This is a genomic window from Micromonospora sp. NPDC048830, from assembly GCF_043198215.1.
Lineage (GTDB): Bacteria > Actinomycetota > Actinomycetes > Mycobacteriales > Micromonosporaceae > Micromonospora.
Window position 1 is genome coordinate 1 of sequence record NZ_JBICUP010000060.1, and the last position, 20,482, is coordinate 20,482.

The 20,482-nt window shown below is 66.8% G+C and carries 17 protein-coding genes; 14 read left to right on the forward strand and 3 right to left on the reverse strand.

The features are described from left to right. Positions 1-84 precede the first annotated feature (84 nt). Positions 85-810, reverse strand: coding sequence for a transposase (locus tag ACGFIZ_RS30740; protein WP_393425679.1), 726 nt, complete (start codon positions 808-810; stop codon positions 85-87). Between the two features lie 63 nt (positions 811-873). Here ACGFIZ_RS30740 and ACGFIZ_RS30745 point away from each other — a divergent pair, with 63 nt between their 5' ends. From ACGFIZ_RS30745 to ACGFIZ_RS30770, 6 genes are all read left to right on the forward strand, one after another. Next, positions 874-1,878, forward strand: coding sequence for an SIS domain-containing protein (locus ACGFIZ_RS30745; protein WP_393425682.1), 1,005 nt, complete (start codon positions 874-876; stop codon positions 1,876-1,878). Between the two features lie 25 nt (positions 1,879-1,903). Next, positions 1,904-3,178 (forward strand): ABC transporter substrate-binding protein, encoded by a 1,275-nt coding sequence (locus ACGFIZ_RS30750; protein WP_393425685.1) that lies wholly within the window; start codon positions 1,904-1,906, stop codon positions 3,176-3,178. 80 nt (positions 3,179-3,258) lie between these two features. Then, positions 3,259-4,140, forward strand: a complete 882-nt coding sequence (locus ACGFIZ_RS30755; protein ID WP_393425688.1) for a carbohydrate ABC transporter permease — start codon at positions 3,259-3,261, stop codon at positions 4,138-4,140. Beyond that, positions 4,103-4,993 (forward strand): carbohydrate ABC transporter permease, encoded by an 891-nt coding sequence (locus ACGFIZ_RS30760; RefSeq protein ID WP_393425691.1) that lies wholly within the window; start codon positions 4,103-4,105, stop codon positions 4,991-4,993. Before ACGFIZ_RS30755 ends, ACGFIZ_RS30760 begins: the two co-directional genes overlap by 38 nt. Before the next feature lie 5 nt (positions 4,994-4,998). Then, a complete protein-coding gene (locus tag ACGFIZ_RS30765; RefSeq protein WP_393425694.1) occupies positions 4,999-5,907 on the forward strand; it encodes a PfkB family carbohydrate kinase in 909 nt (302 codons plus the stop codon). 29 nt (positions 5,908-5,936) lie between these two features. Next, positions 5,937-6,668 carry a GntR family transcriptional regulator gene (locus ACGFIZ_RS30770; RefSeq protein WP_393425697.1) on the forward strand — a complete coding sequence of 244 codons (732 nt, stop codon included), beginning with the start codon at positions 5,937-5,939 and terminating at the stop codon, positions 6,666-6,668. Between the two features lie 269 nt (positions 6,669-6,937). Here ACGFIZ_RS30770 and ACGFIZ_RS30775 read toward each other — a convergent pair whose 3' ends face one another. After that, on the reverse strand, positions 6,938-7,495 hold the full coding sequence (locus tag ACGFIZ_RS30775) for a transposase (RefSeq protein WP_393425700.1): 558 nt from the start codon (positions 7,493-7,495) through the stop codon (positions 6,938-6,940). Positions 7,496-8,185: 690 nt separating this feature from the next. Between ACGFIZ_RS30775 and ACGFIZ_RS30780 the strand changes: the two genes are divergently transcribed. From ACGFIZ_RS30780 to ACGFIZ_RS30795, 4 genes are read left to right on the forward strand one after another with little or no spacing between them, the layout of a single operon-like run. Continuing rightward, complete coding sequence (locus tag ACGFIZ_RS30780) at positions 8,186-9,211, forward strand: SIS domain-containing protein (RefSeq protein ID WP_393425703.1); 1,026 nt, start codon at positions 8,186-8,188, stop codon at positions 9,209-9,211. A 20-nt stretch (positions 9,212-9,231) separates the two neighbouring features. Continuing rightward, complete coding sequence (locus ACGFIZ_RS30785; protein WP_393425705.1) at positions 9,232-10,101, forward strand: PfkB family carbohydrate kinase; 870 nt, start codon at positions 9,232-9,234, stop codon at positions 10,099-10,101. Continuing rightward, positions 10,098-12,161 (forward strand): hydantoinase/oxoprolinase family protein, encoded by a 2,064-nt coding sequence (locus tag ACGFIZ_RS30790; RefSeq protein WP_393425708.1) that lies wholly within the window; start codon positions 10,098-10,100, stop codon positions 12,159-12,161. Before ACGFIZ_RS30785 ends, ACGFIZ_RS30790 begins: the two co-directional genes overlap by 4 nt. Then, positions 12,158-13,792 carry a hydantoinase B/oxoprolinase family protein gene (locus ACGFIZ_RS30795; protein ID WP_393425711.1) on the forward strand — a complete coding sequence of 545 codons (1,635 nt, stop codon included), beginning with the start codon at positions 12,158-12,160 and terminating at the stop codon, positions 13,790-13,792. Before ACGFIZ_RS30790 ends, ACGFIZ_RS30795 begins: the two co-directional genes overlap by 4 nt. On the opposite strand, the gene ACGFIZ_RS30800 is transcribed toward ACGFIZ_RS30795, so the two are convergent. Then, the gene (locus tag ACGFIZ_RS30800; protein WP_393425714.1) at positions 13,743-15,065 is read right to left on the reverse strand and encodes a LacI family DNA-binding transcriptional regulator; all 1,323 of its coding nucleotides are present in this window, start codon (positions 15,063-15,065) and stop codon (positions 13,743-13,745) included. The genes ACGFIZ_RS30795 and ACGFIZ_RS30800 overlap by 50 nt on opposite strands. A gap of 169 nt (positions 15,066-15,234) precedes the next feature. Between ACGFIZ_RS30800 and ACGFIZ_RS30805 the strand changes: the two genes are divergently transcribed. The 4 genes from ACGFIZ_RS30805 (at position 15,235) to ACGFIZ_RS30820 (ending at position 20,454) form a co-directional block, all read left to right on the forward strand. Beyond that, complete coding sequence (locus ACGFIZ_RS30805; protein WP_393425716.1) at positions 15,235-16,842, forward strand: ABC transporter substrate-binding protein; 1,608 nt, start codon at positions 15,235-15,237, stop codon at positions 16,840-16,842. Positions 16,843-16,883: 41 nt separating this feature from the next. Next, positions 16,884-17,840 (forward strand): ABC transporter permease, encoded by a 957-nt coding sequence (locus tag ACGFIZ_RS30810; protein WP_393425719.1) that lies wholly within the window; start codon positions 16,884-16,886, stop codon positions 17,838-17,840. Between the two features lie 71 nt (positions 17,841-17,911). Then, the gene (locus ACGFIZ_RS30815; protein WP_393425722.1) at positions 17,912-18,760 is read left to right on the forward strand and encodes an ABC transporter permease; all 849 of its coding nucleotides are present in this window, start codon (positions 17,912-17,914) and stop codon (positions 18,758-18,760) included. Further along, entirely contained in the window at positions 18,757-20,454 is a 1,698-nt protein-coding gene (locus tag ACGFIZ_RS30820; protein WP_393425725.1) for a dipeptide ABC transporter ATP-binding protein, read from the forward strand. The genes ACGFIZ_RS30815 and ACGFIZ_RS30820 overlap by 4 nt, the downstream gene beginning before the upstream one ends. Positions 20,455-20,482: the final 28 nt, after the last annotated feature.

Below are 20,482 nucleotides of genomic sequence, written 5' to 3' on the forward strand. Positions count from 1 at the left end.
TCGCCATCGCGGGACTGGTATCCGACCGCTGCGCGGAGCGGTGACCCCAACCAACCGAACCGCCCAGACAAGCACGCCCCGGCCTCAATCGTGCACCACGTCGTTGGTCTTGGCGTCGATTCCGGCGCTGGCGAGTTGCTGGAGGACGTCGCCGGCGCCGTAGGCCGCGTCGCCGTAGACAGCGGCGGTGCCGGTGGCGGCGGTCGGGTCGGTGAGGTCGGCGATGAGCCCGGCGACCGGTTCGGCATCCCCGACGTTGCCGGCGGTGACCGCGGTCGCGGTGATGACCTCGGCGTCCGGGTCGACGGCGATGTGGCCCTTGTAGCCGTCGAAGCCGCGGTGGCTGGTCTTGTGCCCGTGCCGGGCCTCGGGATCGACGGTGGAGATCACCCGATCCGGGGTGACCTTCCGGGCGATCCGCAGCGTCCCGTCGCCGCCGGCCTCCAGGTCCTGACCTAGGACGGTGGCCAGCAGCCGCGTCGCCTGAGCGACCGGCTCGGGCAGGTCGGTGAGCCCGTCGAGGACGGCGAGCAGGGCATAACCATCGCGGGCGCGGGAGTCGACGAGGGCGTCGCGGGCGGTCTTGTCGTCCCAGTCGATGACCGGCTTACCGATCGTGGTGTAGTCATCGCCGCTGGACAGCACCGCCCGCAGCCGCCCACCCAGGTCTCCGCCGACGGTGGTGAGCAGGCCCCGGATCGCCGAGCGGATCAACGTGATCGTGTCCATCGTCGCGACCGCGTCATACAGGGGCGTGGAGTCCAGGACCCGCCGCCGGCCCAGCAGCCCAGCCTCTATACAACCGTGCACCTGCCCTGCTATGTTCCCACCGTCATAACGTTATATGACGACTCTCTTGTCGAAAGGATCACTGTGACCGTCCTTGCCGCTTCGACCGACTCTGCCACGATCGAGGCCCAGCTCGCCGCAGCGCGTATCGCCATCGCCGCCCTGCCCGACGTGAAGCGTGTGGTGTTGACGGCATGCGGTGGCTCGTACGCCGTCATGCTGCCGAACGAGTACCTTCTCTCCACCCGTGCCGTCTCCTTCTCCGCTGAGGCGATCAACGCTGCGGAGTTCACCTCCCGCGACGCGCGCTTCATCGGTCCGGACAATGTCGTCATCCTGTGCTCGCACTCGGGGGAGACGCCCGAGACCGTGGCGGCGGCGAAGTACGCACGGGCGCTTGGCGCTCTCACGATCGCCTTGACGCACGAACTGGCCTCGCCCCTGGCTCAGGCGGCCGAGCACGTTATCGGCTACCAGCACGGGACGGGCAAGAGCGAGTCCTACGTGGCCCCCGCACTGCTGCTCCGCCTCGTTGCCGGGCTGCTCGACGATCGGGAGGGCGCGGCCCTGTCCGGGCCGATCGACGCCGCAGTCGCCCGGCTCGACGAACTCGTGGGCGCTGCCCGCGCCGCGCACGCGGATGCCGCGAACGCCTACGGATTCGCGTACCGCGACGAGCCGCTCATCTACACGATGGCGGCCGGCAGCAACTTCGGCTCGGCGTACTCGTTCGCGATCTGCCTGCTCCAGGAGATGCAGTGGATCCACTCTGCCGCGATCCACGCTGGCGAGTACTTCCACGGACCTTTCGAGGTGACCGACGTCAGGGTGCCCTTCATCGCCCTCGTCGGTCTCGACGGGACCCGCGCCGTGGAGGAGCGCGCCGTGGCGTTCCTCACCAAGCATTCCGAACGCACGCTCGTCATCGACGCAGCCACCTTCGGTCTCGAGGTCATTGACGAATCCGTTCGCGGCATCGCCGCCCACCTCGTCTTCAACCCGGTGCTGCGCGTCTACGCCGACGCCCTCGCCGACCACCGAGGGCACCCGCTCAGCGTGCGCCGCTACATGTGGCGCATGGAGTACTGATCAAGAGAGAAAGGAAGCAACGCTCATGCGCAGAGCGCTCCGCCGCGTCGCCGCCGTTGCTGCGGCCTTCGCACTCATCGTACCCCTCGCCGCCTGCAGCAACGGCGGCGATGACGACGCCGTTGAGATCGACTTCTTTCATCGCTGGCCGAATGAGCCAAAGAACACATACTTCGCAAAGCTAGTCAAGGAGTTCGAGGCGGAAAACCCCGGGATTCGGGTAAACGTCGAGAGCGTGCTCAACGATGCGTACAAGGACAAGGTCAAGGTCGTTGCGGGCTCGGCGAAGGCCCCCGACGTCATGTTCTCGTGGAGTGGCACGTTCCTCCAAGAACTCGTCGAGGGCGGCAACGTCATGAAGCTCGACGGATGGCTCAAGGAGAACGCCGAGGTCCGCGAAAGCTTCTACCCGAGCCAACTCGAGGCGTTCGCCGTTGACGGGAGCCAGTATGGTCTTCCACTCGGAATGCACGCGAAGCTGTTCTTCTACAACAAGGACGTGTTCAACGAACTCAAACTTCAGCCACCGACCACGTGGGAGGAGTTCGTCGACGTGCTCGAGGCGATCAAGGCTTCGGGGCGTACGCCGATCGAGTTCGGTGCGCAGGAACAGTGGCCGATCGCGCATTACATCGGAACGCTGAACCAGCGCATTCTGGACCCCAAAGTATTCGCCGGTGACCAGGTCGCATCAAACGGCACGTTCGACGATCCCGGCTACGTCACGAGCCTGCGAACGCTGCTCGACGTGAGCAAGTACATGAACCCCGACATGACCGCGGTTGGGCACGAGATGGCTCGCAAGGCGTGGATCGACGGCGAGGCGCCGATCATGTACCTCCAGGGCGCCGAGGTGGGCTACCTGAAAGATCTCGACTTCGAGTACGGGACGTTCAACTTCCCGTCCGTCGACGGCGGGAAGGGTGATCCCGCGCAACTCACCGGTGCGCCCGAGGGCTTCGTGGTCGCGGCTAACAGCGACCACCCACAGGAGTCGCTTCGTTTCCTCAAGTTCATGCTGAGCAAGCAGAACGGCATCGCCTACACGGAAAAGACGGGCGAGCTCAGTGCTGTCGTCGGCGCCGTCGAAGAGTCGAAGGCACCGGCGGTCCTCAAGGGAATGACCAAGGAAATCGTTGACGCGTCCGCGATGACACCGTGGCTCGACAACGCCTACGATCCGCAGATCGTCAAAGCGTACCTGAGTGAGACACAGCTGATGCTCGGTGGCCAACAGACCCCTGAAGGGGTCATGGACGCAGTGCGTGCGGCGGCCGAGCGCGTGCGCTCCGGCTCATGACCCGAGTAAGAGTCACCCGGCAGGCTTGGGTACCCCTGCCGGGTGGCGCTCGACCTCCTACGACGATGCGGAGGACCCCCATGCGCAGACGCATGCGCCCCGTCGTCAACGCACTGTACGTGCTGCCGGCCCTTGCCCTCATCGGCGGCTTCGTGCTCTATCCCCTCGCCGCCAATATCGGCTCCAGCTTTTTTCGATTCTCGGCTGGCTCCGGGGGGAGGACTTTCGTCGGCGTTGACAATTTCGTTCAGCTGGCGACGGATCCCGTGGTCGGCACGGCGTTGCTGAACAACCTCACCTATGCGGTGGTGTCGGTCATCCTCCAGGTCTTCGGCGCTCTCGTCGTCGCGGCATGGCTCGTCCACCTCCTCGGACCACGGCTGGGTGCCTTCTTGCGCAGCGTGTACTTCCTTCCGGCAGTCATCTCGATGACTGTGATCGCATTGCTCTTCAGGTTCGTCTTCGACGCACGCGATGGTCTTCTCAACGCCGCGCTGTCCGCGCTCGGCTTCGAGGGCCTCCAGCACGCCTGGCTCGCGGACGTCGACACGGCGATGGGTGCGGTGATCGGTGTCTCACAGTGGCAGAGCGTCGGCTACGTCTGCATGCTCTACGTCGTCGCCCTGCAGCAGATTCCGGGCGAGCTCTATGAAGCGGCGGCACTAGACGGTGCAGGGCGCATCCGTCAGTTCTTCTCGGTGACGGTGCCGCAGGCGAGAGAGATGATCTTCGTCGCGATGGTCCTCACTGTCTCCGGCGCCGTCACCGTTTTCAACGAGCCCTACATCCTCACGGGCGGTGGGCCGGGCAACAGCACGCAGGTGCTCGCGACATACATGTACAACCAGGGCTTCTTCCAGAACCAAATGGGCTACGCATCGACGATCGCGAGCCTCATCTTCGTCATCACCCTGGTGCTCTCCGTTGCCCAAGTCGTCGGCTTCCGCACGGGAAGGGATTGAGATGCCGTCTACCGGCGGTATGCGCCTGCGGCCCATCGACCATGCGCGGCAGCTGCCCGTCTACGCGGTGCTCGCGGTGTACGCGATCGTCATCGCCTATCCCCTCTTCTGGATGGTCACAAGCTCGTTCAAGTCATCCGACGAGATCCTCTCCGACCCGTGGGGGCTGCCGAGCACGTGGCTCGTCAGTAACTTCGCCGAGGCGTGGGACCGCGGAATCTCGGCATACTTCCTCAACTCCCTGCTCGTTGCGGCCGTGACGACTGTCGCGACTGTCCTGGTCGCCGCGCTCTGCGCGTATGGCATGACCCGGATGACCAGCCGCGCGGCCAACCTGGTCCTGGTCGTCGCCCTCGGCGGTCTCGTCGTGGCCCCGCAGGTGAGTCTCATTCCGCTCTATCGCCTGCTCGACTCGTTCGCCCTGCTCGACACGCACTGGGCCCTGATCGTGCCGTACGTGGCGTTCCGGCTGCCGATGGCCATCCTTCTGATTCGCGCGGTGTTCCTCGGGATCCCCCGCGAGCTCATCGATGCTGCGACGATCGATGGCTGCTCCTCTCTGCAGATCTTCCGTCGGGTCTACCTGCCCCTCAGCCGCTCCGTGCTCCTCACCGCGGCCGTCCTAACGGCCTACTTCGCGTGGAACGAGTTCCTCTTCGCGATCGTGTTCGTCGACTCCGACGCCGTCCGGACGATTCCCGCCGGGCTCATGTCGTTCCGCGACGCGCTGTCGACGGACTGGGGTGTGCTGCTGGCGGGGCTCGTGATCGCGGCACTGCCGATCGTCATCGTGTTCGTCTTCCTGCAGCGGTACTTCGTAGCCGGCATCGCCGCGGGCAGCGTGAAAGGCTGATCACTGTGCTCTGGCCCAACGAACTGCGCTCGTTCCTGTCCACGGTCATCCCAACGAGCCTCGTGGGCGTCGGCGACAACGTCCTCGACTGCTACCTCGAGGAGGACCTCGCCTATCCGGGAGGCAACGCGCTCAATGTGGCCGTGTATGCGCGCCTCTTCTTCGGTAGCCGAGCGGGCTACATCGGCGTGTTCGGCGACGATCGTTTCGCCGCGCATCTGCGCGGCACCCTCGACCAGATTGGCGTGGACGCGACGCGCAGCCGTGTTGCGGCGGGACCAAACGGTATGGCCTTCGTGTCGCTCGGTCTCGACGGTGACCGACGCTTCGTAGGATCCAACCGCGGAGGGGTCCAGTCTATACTCCGCGTCCGGATCGCGCCCGACGACCGCGACTACCTCGCCGGGTTCGCGAGCGTACACACGTCCGTCTACTCATCGCTCGACGCCGAACTGGGTACGATCGCTGAATCCTGCCAGGTGTCCTACGATTTCTCGACGGAACGGTCCGAGGCTGTGATCGCTGCAGTCGCCCCGCATCTGGCGGCCGCCTTCTTCTCCGGCGACGGGCTCGGCGACGCGGACATCGACACCCTGGGCGCCTTCGCCGTTGCTCGCGGCGCCGCGCGAGCCGTCGTGACGCGTGGCTCGCGCGGAGCCGTCGCCTACGAATCAGGGACTCGCCGCACGGTTGGCATCCGCGCGACGCAGACCATCGACACGCTCGGCGCGGGCGACGCGTTCATCGCCGGCTTCCTCTCGGCCATGAACGCGGGTGCCGACCTCGACCAGTGCCTTGACGTCGCGTCGGCCGCCGGGGCCCTCGCCTGCACCTATCGCGGGGCCTTCGGCTACCCTGTCGAAGCGGGTCCCGAGGCACGCGCACAGCTCATTCGCCGGTACGAGACCCCCTGAGCGCGAGACGTATCGAGAGGTGCACGACCATGCCGGAGCAGCCGGCGATGCCACTGCACGAGCAGATCCGAAACGTCCTCCTCCACGAGATCGAGTCCGGTGCCTATGACTCAGGCGGCAGGCTCCCCACCGAGCCGGAGCTCTGCGAACAGTTCGGCGTCAGCCGGATCACCGTGCGGCGCGCAGTGTCCGACCTCGAGGAGATGGGGCTGGTACACCGCAAGCAGGGCGTCGGTACATTCGTTGCCACCCGCCGGGCAGAACTCGGCACGATGTCAGTCGGCGGTTTCTCCGACCAGCTTTCCGGAGCCGGTACGCCTAGCCGCTCGATCGTGGTCTCGGAGGTCATCCCCGCCGACACCCGCCTCGCGCACGCCCTTGCCATCAAAGCAGGTGCCGACGTGTTCCATCTGGTGCGGATCTTCCTCATGGACGGCTTACCGCTGGCGATGGACGACAGTTGCTACGCCCTCGATCGCTTCCCTGGTTTCGACGGCATGATCGACGATATGACATCGACGTATCGCGTCCTGCGCAAGCACTACGGCGTGCAGATCGTGTCGGTCGAGCGCGAGATCGGGATCGCGTTCACGAACGCGCAGAGCGCCCGGTGGCTCGACAGGCCCGAGCGGGACCCGCTCATCCTCATCGAGAAGACCGCTACCGATAGAGACGGCTCGGTCGTCCATGTCTCCCGGGTCGAATGCGTGCCCACGCGGATGCGTCTGCGCTCGGTCGTGGCAGAGGACACCGGCGCGTGAGTTGTGTTGCCGTCGTTCGTCAGGCAGCCCAGGAGCGGTGGCACAGCTGGAGCCGGTGCGCAACGGGTCTCGATCCATCTTGTCTTTTCGGTGCCAGAAAGTCGTCCGTTGCGGCGTGAGCTGGGTTTCGTGGGCGGGTGCCGGTCGGCGTGATTGGTGAGTGGCACTGCGGCCCTACCTGATGTTCTCGTGGCTGATGCAGTGTCAACGGCCAATCAGATTTGGCTCTGGCACGAAGGGGGCTTGACCTCTGGTCCTGGGTACGGGGTTTATGCGGCCGGGGCCAGCGTAGCCGGTGCCAGTCGGGTGGTCTTCTCGTAGGTGATCGGTGATTGCTGTGCGAGTCGGGAGTGGCGTCGGACGGTGTTGTAGCGGTGCAGCCAGCGGAACGCGGCGAGCCGGGCTTCGCGTTTGTCGGTGAAGGCGCGGCGGCCCTGGAATGTTTCGCGTTTGAAGGTGGCGTTGCACGATTCGGCTGCAGCGTTGTCGGCGGAGCTGCCGACGGCGCTCATCGATTGCCGGATGCCGGCCGTCTGGCAGGCGGCGGCGAAGGCCCGAGACGTGTACTGGGCGCCGTGATCGGGCGCGTCGTGCCATTGGCGAGGGTGACGGTGACCTGCGCTTCGATGACCCGTACGAGGAGGAGGACGGGTCCCGTAGCCGATGCGGGCCAGGTAGGAGCCGTCGGGCAGGCGGTGCGCGATGGTCGGGCGGCGGCGGGCGGATGAGCGGACCAGGAACTGCGCGCCGGTGGTGCCCATGTCGTGCAGGAAGGGCGCGGCGTCGAAGCCGCCGCCGGCCAGCAGCAGCATCGTGCGGTCCAGCATGCCCAGAAGTCGATATGCGTACGGCAGTTCGCCTTCTGTTTTGCGGCCGGCCCGCTGATCGTTGGCGTGACAGGTGCCGGGGATGGTAGGGCCGACGTCGGCCGGCGGGTGATGTTGGCGTAGCGGATGCTGTCGGCGCGGATCGAGGTGTGGCGCAAACTGGAGCACCTGGGGTGGCCCGGCGCGGCGACGGCCTCGTGGCCCTGCCGGCACCCCACCTCCCGTGTCAGCGACCGGGCCACCGCCAACCACTCACCGCACCTCTAGCTCCGCCCATGCCATAGCCACCGACGCCCATTGATGGGCTGGGCCCGACCTTGCCGAGCCGGATGAGGATCTCAGCGTAAGGGTTCGCAGTGTCGGCGTGGCCATGTGGGCGCCTGCGGTGGCGGGGCCGACCGTGGCAAGGGTGCGGCGGAGGACCTCGCGGGCATGAAGGAGATCTGTATCGGCTGGTCTCCGAGCGTGGCGAACAAACTCGGTGACCGGCTGTCCTGGCTGTGCCGTCGAGATCGAGCACCAGGCGATGACCAGGGGAATCCGCTGCGTTCAAGATGGCTTGCGACGCGGCCGGTTCTCTCCTGCGTCAGGCGTTGACACCGTTCCCAATCTGCGGAAGAGTAGGCGTCGGTGGGAACGTTCCACTTTCTCTTCAGGCCAGACGATCCGACGCACAGAAGGCGATACCGAATGAGCGAGCTGATTCCCGTTCCCGACGACTTCGAGGCGTGCGTTCAGCACGCGATCGATCAGGACAACAAGGCTCGCGCACTCGTCGAGCGCGCCGTGGAGCGGGGCGTCGAGCGCGTCTACCTCGTCGGCTGCGGCGGTTCGCACTTCGGCACCTACCCGGCGTTCGACCTGCTCGATCGCTACGCTCCCGGCATCGTGACCCAGCGCATCACCAGCGCGGAGCTCACCTCGCGCAACCCGATCGGCCTCGACGGCAAGGCGCTGGTCGTCGCGGCGTCGCACTCGGGTAACACGCCCGAGACGGTCGCAGCTGCGGAGTTCGCGAAGAGCAAGGGCGCACTTGTCGCCGCCATCTCGCGCCAGGGCGACAACGGACTCTCGCGCCTCGGCGACGTGCATCTCGACTACCCCGACACCATCTCGATCACGGAGCCGAAGCTCGTGCACAACGAGCAGATCGCGGCCGCGCTCCTCGACGCGTACGGCGCTCCGGAGAAGGCTGCCGAACTGCGCGCCGGCATTCCCGCCCTTCCCGGCGCCCTCCGCGCAGTGAAGGACGAAGTCGCCGAGGCCGGTGAGCGCGTGGCCGATCTGCTGTCCCCCACGGACGCGCCTCTCAGCTACATCGTCGGCGGTGGACCCGCCTACGGGATGGCGAAGATGATGGCATGGTGCTACTTCCAGGAGATGAGCTGGATGAACTCGGCCGCCATCAACGCCGGTGACTTCTTCCACGGGCCGCTGGAGATGGTGCTCGAAGACACCACGGTCGTCACGCTTGTTGCCGAAGACGCCAGTCGCGCTCTCGGCGAGCGGGTCATCCGCTTCGCCGAGAACCAGACCCGAAACTCTGCGGTCGTCGACACAGCCACCCTGTCCCTTCCCGGCATCCCTGCCGCAGCGCGCCCGGACCTGAGCGTGATCGCCCTGATGAGCGCCGAGCGCCGCGTGCTCGACCATGTCGCCGCGCGCCGCGGGCACGACACGTCCCAGCGTCGCTACATGTACAAGATCGCCTACTGAGCGGCGGACAGGAACTTCGGATGAGAGTCCTCGGTGCCGGTGACAACGTCGCCGATCGGTATCTGCATCAGGCGATGTTGTACCCGGGCGGCAACGCGTTGAACGTGGCCGTCTTCGCCGCCCGGCTCGGAGCGCGCACAGGCTATCTGGGCGTCCTCGGCGACGACGCGGCCGGCCGCCACATCCTGCGGGTCCTGCAGGCAGAGCACGTCGACACGTCGCTGACGCGCGTCGTGCACGGTCCCAACGCCACCGCCGATGTCGAGCTGCGCGGCAACGACCGGGTCTTCCTGCGGTCGGATCGTACGACGGCCCTGTTCGAGCTCGACGACGCGCAGCTGGCAGCCATGGCCGACTACGACGTCGTGCATTCCGGGTACGCCGGCTCGCTGCTGCCCCGCGTCCCCGAGATCGCCGAGCGGGCCAAGGTCTCTTTCGACTTTGGGAGCAGGTTCGAACTGGCTGCGGCGGAGCCGTACCTGACGCACCTGCACCTCGCGAGTTTCTCGGGCAGCCATCTCGGCGAACCCGAAGCCCGCGCGCTCGTCCGGCGGATCCTCGACGCCGGCGCCGAGTACGCGCTGGTCACCCTCGGCTCGAGGGGTGCGCTGCTCGGCTCGGCGGCGGGCATCCGCTATCAGCAGGCGGACCGGGTCAATGCCCGGGACACCCTCGGCGCCGGCGACGCCTTCATCGCGGGGGTGCTCGTCGGGCTCGGCACGGGTCGCGACATCCGCTCCACGCTCGTCGCGGCGAGTGCGCAGGCGGCACAGGTGTGCCAGGTCAACGGCGCATTCGAGCGCGGCATCCCGTTCGACGCGGATGCCGTGCGGGCCGAGCACGCGCCAGACGACAACAGCAAGGACGATCAGAAAGCGGTGAGGGCATGACCTTGCGCATCGGGGTGGACACGGGCGGCACGTTCACGGATGTCTGCGCCTTCGACGAGCAGACGGGGTCCGTGCACGTGCGGAAGGTGTCCAGCACCCCTGACGACCCCGGGCGCGCGATCCTGCAGGGGGTCATCGAGATCCTCGACCAGATCGGCGGCCGCACGATCGACGAGGTCGGCTATTTCGCGCACGGCACGACTGTCGGGACGAATGCGCTTCTCACCGGCCGAGGCGCGCTGACTGGCCTCATCACGACGCGCGGATTCCGCGACCTGCTCGAACTCGGCCGCGGCCGCCGCCCCAGCATGTACGACCCGCAGGCCGACAAACCCACGCCGCAGGTGCCCCGGTACCTGCGCAAGGAGGTCAACGAACGGGTGCGGCACACCGGTGCCGTGGAGACACCGCTCGATGAGGATGACGTGCGCCGCGCCGTGCGGGAGCTGAAGGAGGAGGGGGTGCAGTCCATCGCCGTCTGCCTCCTCTACAGCTACCTGAACGCCGATCACGAGCAGCGTATCGGCGAGATCATCCAGGAGGAGATGCCGGGCGTCTACATCTCGCTCTCCAGCGACGTCCTCCCGGAGTTCCGTGAATACGAGCGACTGTCGACGGTCGTGGCGAACTCGTACGTCGGTCCGGTGGTGGCGAACTATCTCGCGCGGCTGCGAGGGGTGCTCGCCGACCGGGGGCTCACCGCCGTGCCGCACGTGACGCAGAGCAACGGCGGAGTGATTCCGTTCTCCACCGCCGAGTTGCTTCCGGTTCGGCTCGTGCTCTCCGGTCCCAGCACCGGTGTGGTGGGAGCCGCGCAGATCTGCTCGGCAGCCGGGTTCGACGACATCATCACGTTCGACATGGGCGGAACGTCATCGGACATCTCCCTCGTCCAGGGGGGCAGGCCCAAGGTCACCGCCGGGATGGAACTCGACGGTCGGCCGGTGCGGTCGCCGATGCTCGACATCCACACCGTGGGTGCCGGAGGCGGATCCCTGGCCTGGATCGACAGCGGCGACCACCTGCGGGTCGGCCCACAGAGCGCCGGAGCCTTCCCCGGGCCCGCCTGCTACGGCAACGGCGACGAAGCCGCGGTGACCGACGCGAACGTCGTGCTGCGGATGCTCAATCCCGAGTATCTGCTCAACGGCCAGATGAAGATCGACCGCGAGGCGTCGATTGCCGCCGTGAAGCGACTGGCGACCCCGCTGGGGCTCAGCGTCGAGGAGACGGCACTCGGCATCCTCCGCGTCGTGACGGCGAACATGGCCCGGGCGATCCGCGTCGTCAGCGTGCAGCGCGGATACGACCCGCGGGAATACGCACTGGTCCCCTTCGGCGGCGCGGGGCCCCTGCATGCGTCGCGGCTGGCGCGTGAACTCGGGATGCGCACGATCGTCGTGCCCGAGATCCCCGGGGCGCAGTCGGCGCTGGGTCTGCTGATGACGGATGTCAAGACCGACTTCATGCGAACCCAGATCACGTCCGTCGACGCGACGACGCAGGCGGCGCTCGACGAGGTGTTCGACGAGCTCACCGCGCGGGCGGCAGAGTGGTTCGTCGCGGAGGAGGTCGACGAGGCGGGACGCGCGCTGCGCAGGAGTATGGATCTGCGCTATCGCGGGCAGAACTTCGAACTCGCCGTCGACCTGCCCGCGGGGCACCGCTTCGCCGCCGACGGCACCGAAGCGGTCATCGAGCTCTTCCACGAGGCTCACGAGCGTGTCTACGGGTACCGCTCCGAGGATGCCCCGGTCGAGGTCGTCACCTTCCGCCTGGAGGCATCGGGGTCTACGGCCCACGTCGACGTGCGCCGCGACGACGTCACGGCATCCGATCCGGCGAAGGCGGTGATCGGAACGCGGAGCACCTGTTTCGATCCCGCCGAGGGCTATGTCGACATCCCCGTCTACGACCGCGCACGCCTCACCCCGGGTGACGTGATCTCCGGCCCCGCGATCGTGGAGCAGATGGACACCACGACCGTGCTGCTTCCGTCCGACATCTGTCGGGTGGACGCCTACCGCAATCTGATTGTCGAGATCGGAGACCAGGCATGACGGCTGTAGAGCTGGACCCCGTGCTGGTGGAGGTCGTGGGCTCGGCCCTGTCGACCATCGTCGAGGAGATGAGCGAGACGCTGGTGAAGGCCGCGTACTCGCCGAACATCAAGGAGCGCCGCGACTGCACGGCGAGCCTGTTCGATGCCGAGGGTCAGGCGATCGCTCAGGATGAGGGCGGGTCGCCCCTCCACCTGGGCTCGCTGATGGGCATCGTAGCTGCGCTGCGCGAGCGGTACGCCTTGGAGCAGATCCGGCCCGGCGACGTGTTCATCGGCAACGACCCCTACACCGGCGGCGGATCCCACCTGCCAGACATCGTGTTGGCCACGCCCATTTTCATCGAGGGTGAGCTGACAGCCTGGGCGGCCACGCTGGCCCACCATGCCGACTTCGGCGATCGCGGACATGCCCACATCTTCCAGGAGGCCATCCGCATCCCGCCCGTTCACCTCGTGCGCGAGGGTGTGCGCCAGGAGGAGCTGCTGCAGCTGATCCTGTTGAACTGCCAGGTCCCGGACGAGCGCATCGCAGACCTGCGCGCGCAGGAGGCGGCGCTGCGGGTGGCGGTGGCACGATACGGCGAGCTGTGCGAACGCCACGGCGCCGACGTCGTACGCGCGATCGGCGCGGAGCTGCTGGACTACACCGAGCGGCGCACGCGGGCGGCGATCGCCGAGTTCCCCGACGGGGAGTACGTCTTCGAGGACCGCTTCGACTGCCCGGAGCTGGACGACGAGCTGACCCTCCGGGTGCGCATCGTCGTCCGCGGCGACGAGATGCTCTTCGACTTCGCCGGCAATCCGCCGCAGGTACGCGCCAGCGTGAACGTCGTGTGGACCGGTCTGTATGCGGCGGTGTACTACACGATCAAGACCCTCATCGACCCGGACATCGCCCCGAACGCGGGACTGTACCGGCCAGTGACGATCGAAGCGCCGGAAGGCTCGATCATCAACTGTTCGGCGCCCGCAGCGGTCAACGGACGCAGCGAGACCTGCCAGCGCATCGTCGATCTGATCCAGGGGGCGCTCGCGCCCGCCGTTCCCGAGCGCATCACCGGTGCATCGAACGGCGCGAACACCGGCGTGCACTTCTCCGGTCACGACCGGGCCCGCGGCCGCGACTTCGTGTACCTCGAGACGATCGGCGGTGGCAGCGGTGCGCGCTACAACAAAGATGGCCTGGACGGTGTGCAGGTGCACATGACGAACACCTCCAATCTGCCCGTGGAGAGCCTGGAAACCGAGTATCCACTCATGGTCGAGGCCTACGAGTTCATTGAGGACTCGGGTGGTACGGGCGAGTATCGCGGCGGCATGGGGATCCGTCGCCGCATCCGCGTCGAAGCCGAGGACGTGCACTTCTGGCTCGACACCAGCAGGCAGAAGTCGCAGCCGTGGGGAGTGTTCGGCGGTGGCCCCGGTGCGTCAGCCCGGTGCGTGCTGAGCGATGACGCGACGCCGATCGATCATGGCTACACCGTCCTGCAACCGGGGCAGTGGGCCTCGATCGAGACCGCGGGCGCTGGCGGATACGGCGACCCGGCTTCACGGCCGGATGCTGCGATCGAGGCCGACGTCAGAGACGGCCGGATGTCGGAGGAGACGGCGCGGAAGCACCGTTCCTGATCGTCCCGCACCTCAAGGTGCGGGACGGGAGAGAGGCGGCGGCGACGGAGGCCCGCACGACCAGCTCGGCCTCGAGCATCTGCTCGCGCGGTTCCGCCGCCCCGCCGCGGATGATGCCGACGAGCGCTGTGGTCGCCGTGGCTCCCAGGCGCTGACGAGGCTGTTCGACGACCGTGACGGCAGGCTGAACCATCGTCGTCCAGTCCTGATCATCGAAGCCGATGAACGACAGGTCGTCCGGGATCGAGAAGCCGCGGGCGCGGATGCCGCGGTACGCGCCGGAGCTGAGAACGGCATCGGTGGCATGCAGGGCGGTGGCGCCGGTGTCGCGGTCGAGGAAGGCCTCCACGGCCCGCTGAGCATCGCCGGTCGCGTACCCGGAGCGGATGATGAGCTCGTCGTCGATCTCCAAGCCGGCGCGGTGGAGTGCACGCAGATAGCCGACAAAGCGTTGCGCGGAGGGGCGCAGTAGAGAGAGGTCGGAACTCTCCGAGGTTTGATTGGTCAGCCTCTCCAGCGTCGAGCGCACCTGAGCCGCCTCGGTAACCAGGGCGATGCGACGGTGGCCGCTCTCGATGAGCGAGCGGATGGCCCGCTCGGTGGCGTCGACGTGATCGACCGACACCAGTGGCAGATGCTCGAGTCCCGGCATCCGCCTGTCGAGAAGCACGATCGGCATGCCTTCGCGATCGAGGCGGACTATCGCCGCCGGGTTCTCCTGGAACACCGGGGCGATCACGACGCCGTCGACGCGCTGCTCGGCCAACAGCTCCAGCGAACGCGCCTCGATGTCGGCGTCGTTGTCGGTGTTGCTCACCAGCACTTCGAAGCCGGCCGCGCGCGCGGTGTCCGCCATGCCGCGCAGCACCGCCGAGAAGAAGGGGAGGGCGACGTCGGGAACGACGATGCCGATGGTGTTGGTCGTGCCCGACTTCATCGCCCGAGCGACGTGATTCGGCCGGTAGCCCAGTCGAGCCGCGGCCTCGAGGACCTTCTTGCGGGTCTTGTCGCTGGCCGAACCATTCCGCGCCAGCACGCGGGCGGCCGCCGATTTGGACACCCCCGCTGCCTGCGCAACGTCGATGATCGTCACTGCCTCGCGCGCCATGTGCCGCCCCTCTCCATCGACGGCATCGTAGCGGACGCGCTGCCTGCGGCTTCGCGCCATATCACCGTGCGGTAAATCTTCCTCGGCAATCTTGACATCGTTCCCAACATGCGCGAGAGTGTTGGCGACGCCGAGGGGGAACGTTCCCAACCCGGCTCTGGACATACAGATTCTTCCAATCCGACGAATACGTCAGCAGGAGGTCCAAGGCAGAACGTGGGGCGACATGACGACGACGCCACCCGACGCGCTGTGTCCCTCACCGTCCTGCTTTGCAGCATTGTCACTTTCTCTTCTCCGCGCCCCTCGGGCCCTAAAGAGACGGACTCTCAGTATGATCAATCTCAAGGCTCAAAGCTCGCGTGCGAGCGGTGCCCCACTCCGACGTGGCCCGAGGCTCATCGCACTCGCGGGAGCGGCCACCCTGGCGCTGACGATCGGCCTCGCCGGCTGCTCCGCGGAAGGCGGGTCGACGGACGGCAGAGGGACCGAGGCCAGCCAGACGCTGAAGATCGGCTTCTCCGCAGAACCGCCTGGGTTCAAGACCGGTGTCGACCAGGGGTCCGCGAACAAGCAGCTGATCACACTCGTTCGCCGCGGACTGCTCTCGTACGGTCCCGACGGCAAAGCGGTGCCAGCATTGGCGTCAAAATATGAGGTGTCCGAGAACAACCTCACCTACACTTTCACTCTTCGCCCCAATCTGAAGTTCTCCAACGGCGATCCGCTCACCGCGGAAGATGTGAAGAGGACCTTCGAGTACCTCGCGGTTCCCGGTAACGGTGCCGCCGACCAGACCTCGTTCGCGAACATCGCGAGTATCGGCACTCCGGACGAGACGACCGTGGTGCTGACGCTGAAGAAACCGCAGACCGCCCTGCCTAAGGTGATCGCCAGCCCGCTGTCGGCGATCGTGCCGGAAAATGCCGTCGATGCAAACGGGGCCCCGATCGGTGCGGGGCCGTTCATGGTCTCGGAGTACCGCAAGGGCGTCTCATACACGCTCAAGGCCGACCCGAATTACTACGACGCCGATTCGGTCAAGCTCGAAGAGATCGAGATGACCTTCATGCCGGACGCACAGACGCGAGTAAAGGCTCTCGTGAGCGGCCAGGTTCAGTTCATCGACTACGTCCCGGCGGCGGACTACAAGACTCTCGAGAACGCCAAGGGCGTCAAGCTCGACACCTCCCACGGGCTCTACGGCGCACTTCAGTTCAACCTGACCAAGGGGCCGCTGGCCGTGCCCAAGGTGCGGCAGGCCATTGCCTACGCCCTCGACCTGAAGGCCCAGAACCAGGCCGGAACGCTGGGCTACGGGACGGCGAACGGCGGACTGCCGATCCCCGTGGACAGCGAGTACTACGACGAGAAGCAGGCGAATCACTTCGCGCAGGATGTCGACAAGGCCAAGAGCCTCCTCGCCGAGGCCGGATATCCGAACGGCGGGTTCAGCCTCAGGCTGCTGACCAACTCGCAGTACTTCGGTTTCACGGAGCGCGCCCAGGTCGTCAAGAGCGACCTCGAGAAGATCGGTATCACCGTCGAACTCGAGACCGGCGACTACGCGAACCAGATCGCCAAGGGCAACAGCGGGTCCTATGACCTGATGATCGGCGGCCCGCCGGCAGCGATCAGCGACCCGTCTGCCCTGACTGGGGCGTTCATCGGAGGACCCACGTTCGTGAGGTCCGTCGGAATCAACCAGGGCCTGTACGCTGAGCTCCTCGACAAGGGTGCGCAGACCCCGGACGGGCCGGAGCGCAAGGCGATCTACCAGAAGATCGGTGACATCTATCTCGAGGACGTCCCGTTCGTCACCTTCGGAATGGGAACCGCAGCGTATGCCTACACGGATGCGCTGAAGGGATTCGAGATGCTCAGCGGTCCGACCGTCTACTCGTCGCTGTACAGCCTGGCGACGGCACAGCTGACGGACTGACCTCCACTGCGGCGCACCCTGACTAGTCGAATGGGTTCACAATGATTCGATACATCCTTGTTCGTCTCGGAATGGGTGTGGTCACCGTCTGGGGTGCGGTGACGGCCGTCTTCCTGGCCCTGCATGCGGTCCCGGGCGGGCCGGCGTCGATCATCCTCCAGGGCGGTGCCGGTGGCGGGGATGTCAACCCCGCCGCCGTCGCCGCCCTAGAGCAGGAGCTCGGGCTCGATCGGCCGCTGATGGTGCAGTACGTGACGTATCTCGGCGACCTGCTCGGGGGTGACCTGGGCGACTCGATCAAGTACTCCGCACCGGTGTCCGAGATCATCGCGGCGCCGTTCGGCAACACGGCCATCCTGGTCGTCATCGCGATCATCATCGGATGCCTGGTCGGCATCTCCTTCGGCGTCCTCTCCGGGAACTGGCCGGGGAGCGTGCTGGACCGGGTGCTGTCCGGGCTGCTCTCCGTGGCCGTCTCGACGCCCGGGTTCGTGATCGCCATCTTCCTCTCGCTGTTCATCGGATTGAGGCTCGGGTGGTTCCCATCGCTGGGGTACCGACCGCCCGAGGAGGGGTTCGGGCCCTTCCTCTACCACGCGTTCCTTCCCAGCCTGGCGCTGTCCTTCGGGTTCCTCGCCCTCGTCGGCCGAGTGGCACGGACATCGATTCTGTCGGTGCGGCGCGAGGACTGGGTGCGCACGGCACGGGGCATGGGGCTCTCGCGAGGCAGGGTGTTCCGCCGCCACGTGTTCCGCAATGCGATCAACCCGGTGGTCACCGTCTCAGGACTACAGCTGGGCGGCCTTCTCGGCGCGACCGTCCTCGTGGAGCAGGTGTTCAACTGGCCGGGTGTGGGCAGCACCCTGCTGAACGCGATCAACGGCCGTGACTATCCGCTGGTGCAGGGAATCGTCATCGTCTTCGCCGTCGTGTTCATCCTGACGAATCTGCTCGTCGACCTCATGTACCGATTCCTGGACCCCCGGGTGGAGGGTTGATCGCGGTGAAAAGCACGTTCCGTTCGTTGTGGAGCAGATCGAGTCCAGGACTCGCCGTCACCACCTGCGCGATGTTCCTGGTGCTCTGCTTCATCTTCAGCTACCCGCTGGTCACGAGCGTCAACCCGCTCGCCCAGGACATCGAGAACGCGTTCGCGCCGATCGGAACGCCCGGGCACGTGCTCGGCACCGACAACCTGGGCCGGGACACGTTCGCCCGGCTGGTCCTCGGTCTGCGCACCGAGATCCTCGTCTGCGCGGCCGGAACCTTGCTGGCGGCGATCATCGGCGCCCTTGTGGGCATTCTCGCCGCCTATTTCCGGGGCCTCGCCGACCTCCTGCTGATGCGCGTGGTCGACATCGTCCTGGCCTTCCCGAACCTCGTCTTCGCCATGCTCATCGTCTCGCTGTACGGTGCCGGTGATCTGACCGTCGTCGCCGTCTGCGCGGTGGCCTTTTTCCCGAACTTCGCCCGGTTGACCTACGGCGAGGTGCTCTCGCTCCGGCAGGCACTGTACGTGGAGTCGGCGGAGCTGTTCGGCGGAACGCGCTTGCAGGTCATCCGCGGCCCCCTCCTGCGGGGCGTCGGACCGCTGGTGCTGGCGCAGGCGTTCCTGACGCTCGCATTCGCGGTCGGACTCGAATCCGGACTGAGCTTCCTCGGCCTCGGCATCACCCCGCCAGCGCCCTCGCTCGGACTGATGATCGCCACCGGGCAGCAGTACTTCATGCAGAGCCCGTGGCAGCTGCTCATCCCCAGCATCGTGCTCGTGGTGCTGCTGGTCGCGCTCGGATACGTGGCCGACTGGGTGCGGGACCTCCTCGATCCGCGCGGCGTCACCCGCGTTCGGCGCGGGGCTCGCATGGGCTTCGCGCAACGCCGCAACGGTATGCCGTTCGGACAGGGGGTCGGCGCATGAAGGCACGTGATGAGGCTCTCCTGACCGTCGAAGACCTCGACATCGAGGTGTCGGGGAAGTCGATCGTCGAAGGCGCATCGTTCTCGGTGGCCAAGGGCGAAGTGGTGGCGATCGTCGGTGAGTCCGGTGCCGGTAAGTCGATGACAGCGATGGCGATCCCACACCTGTTGCCGCCTGGCGCGACCCGCCGGGGATCCATCCGCTTCGACGGCGACGAGCTTCTCGAGGTGTCGGATGCCGGGATGCAGCGCTACCGCGGCGCGGAGATCGCGTGCGTCTATCAGGAGCCGATGACGGCGCTGAACCCCCTGCACACCGTCGGCGACTTCCTGACGGAGGCGATCCGATCGCATGCGACCGGTGGGCGCGGGGGGCGGCGCCATCCGCAGGAGCTTCTCGAGCTGGTCGGCCTCGGCGGCTATGACGACCTGCTGCGGCGCTATCCGCACCAGCTCTCGGGCGGGCAGCGGCAGCGGATCATGGCGGCAGGAGCGGTCGCGTGGGAGCCCAAGCTCCTGATCGCCGACGAGCCAACGACGGCGCTGGATGTGACCACGCAGCGCAACCTGCTCGCGATGTTCCGGGAACTCGTCGAGCGAGAGAGCATGTCGATGATCTTCGTCACCCACGACATGGGCGTGGTGGCGGACGTCGCCGATTCTGTGGTCGTGATGCGCAATGGCAAGGTCGTGGAAACCGGGGACGTGTACTCGATCTTCGCTCAGCCCGCGCACGACTACACGAGGTCTCTGCTCTCGGCTGCCCGGGCGCTGCACAGCTCGGAGGCGAATGCCGCTTCTCCGGCTGCTGCGGGGGCCCTCGAGAAGCCTGCCACAGCGGCGGGCGTCGGCTCCGCAGATTCGCCTGTGCTGGAGGTCCGCGATCTCGTCGTGGAGTACCGACGGACGGGTCTTCGTCGTCGGCGGACGGATGAGAGTCGCAGAGCCGCTGTTCGCGACGCGAACCTGACCGTGGCCCGCGGCGAGACGCTGGGGATCGTGGGGGAGTCAGGTTCTGGCAAGTCCACAATCGCTCGTTCAATTCTCGGGCTCACCCCGGCGACATCGGGGTCGGTCTCCCTCACCGGAGTCAACATGGTCGGGTTGCGCGGACGTGACCGTCGACGTGCGCTCTCCCGGCTCGGCGTGGTCTTCCAGGACCCGACGTCGTCCCTCGATCCGAGCCTTCCGCTGTGGCGGGTGGTCACCGAACCGCTCTGGCGCAGCGGGAAGGTACGCGATGCGCGCGAGCTCCGCCGGCGGGCGGAAGGGCTCCTCGCAGACGTGGATCTGGATCCGGCGTGGGTTGTTCGGCGAAGGCACGAACTGTCGGGCGGGCAACGGCAGCGAGTGGCGATCGCGCGGGCGATCTCGCACCGGCCCGATGTCCTTATTGCGGATGAGCCGACGTCGGCGCTCGATGTCACCGTCCAGGTCAAGGTTCTGGATCTGCTCGCACGCCTCCAGCGGGAGCATGGCTTCGCCTGTATTTTCATCAGCCACGACCTCTACGTGGTCTCGACCATCTCGGACCGCGTTCTCGTGATGAAGGACGGGCGGGTGGTCGAGACCGGACCCACAGCCGAGGTGATCCACAACCCCGAGAACGAGTACACCAAGACGCTGCTAGGCGCCATTCCGGTTCCGGACCCGGTCGCGCAGCGCGCGCGTCGCGAACTCGCTGGAGCGCAGTGAGCGTGCACAGGGAAGGAATAGGAGTCTC

Coding starts and splice junctions, on each gene's coding strand:
- ACGFIZ_RS30805 (WP_393425716.1), top strand. CDS start 15,235: ATGATCAATCTCAAGGCTCAAAGCTCGCGTGCGAGCGGTGCCCCACTC.
- ACGFIZ_RS30795 (WP_393425711.1), top strand. CDS start 12,158: ATGACGGCTGTAGAGCTGGACCCCGTGCTGGTGGAGGTCGTGGGCTCG.
- ACGFIZ_RS30750 (WP_393425685.1), top strand. CDS start 1,904: ATGCGCAGAGCGCTCCGCCGCGTCGCCGCCGTTGCTGCGGCCTTCGCA.
- ACGFIZ_RS30755 (WP_393425688.1), top strand. CDS start 3,259: ATGCGCAGACGCATGCGCCCCGTCGTCAACGCACTGTACGTGCTGCCG.
- ACGFIZ_RS30820 (WP_393425725.1), top strand. CDS start 18,757: ATGAAGGCACGTGATGAGGCTCTCCTGACCGTCGAAGACCTCGACATC.
- ACGFIZ_RS30790 (WP_393425708.1), top strand. CDS start 10,098: ATGACCTTGCGCATCGGGGTGGACACGGGCGGCACGTTCACGGATGTC.
- ACGFIZ_RS30775 (WP_393425700.1), bottom strand. CDS start 7,495: ATGCTGGACCGCACGATGCTGCTGCTGGCCGGCGGCGGCTTCGACGCC.
- ACGFIZ_RS30800 (WP_393425714.1), bottom strand. CDS start 15,065: ATGTCCAGAGCCGGGTTGGGAACGTTCCCCCTCGGCGTCGCCAACACT.
- ACGFIZ_RS30815 (WP_393425722.1), top strand. CDS start 17,912: ATGTTCCTGGTGCTCTGCTTCATCTTCAGCTACCCGCTGGTCACGAGC.
- ACGFIZ_RS30810 (WP_393425719.1), top strand. CDS start 16,884: ATGATTCGATACATCCTTGTTCGTCTCGGAATGGGTGTGGTCACCGTC.
- ACGFIZ_RS30785 (WP_393425705.1), top strand. CDS start 9,232: ATGAGAGTCCTCGGTGCCGGTGACAACGTCGCCGATCGGTATCTGCAT.
- ACGFIZ_RS30780 (WP_393425703.1), top strand. CDS start 8,186: ATGAGCGAGCTGATTCCCGTTCCCGACGACTTCGAGGCGTGCGTTCAG.
- ACGFIZ_RS30770 (WP_393425697.1), top strand. CDS start 5,937: ATGCCGGAGCAGCCGGCGATGCCACTGCACGAGCAGATCCGAAACGTC.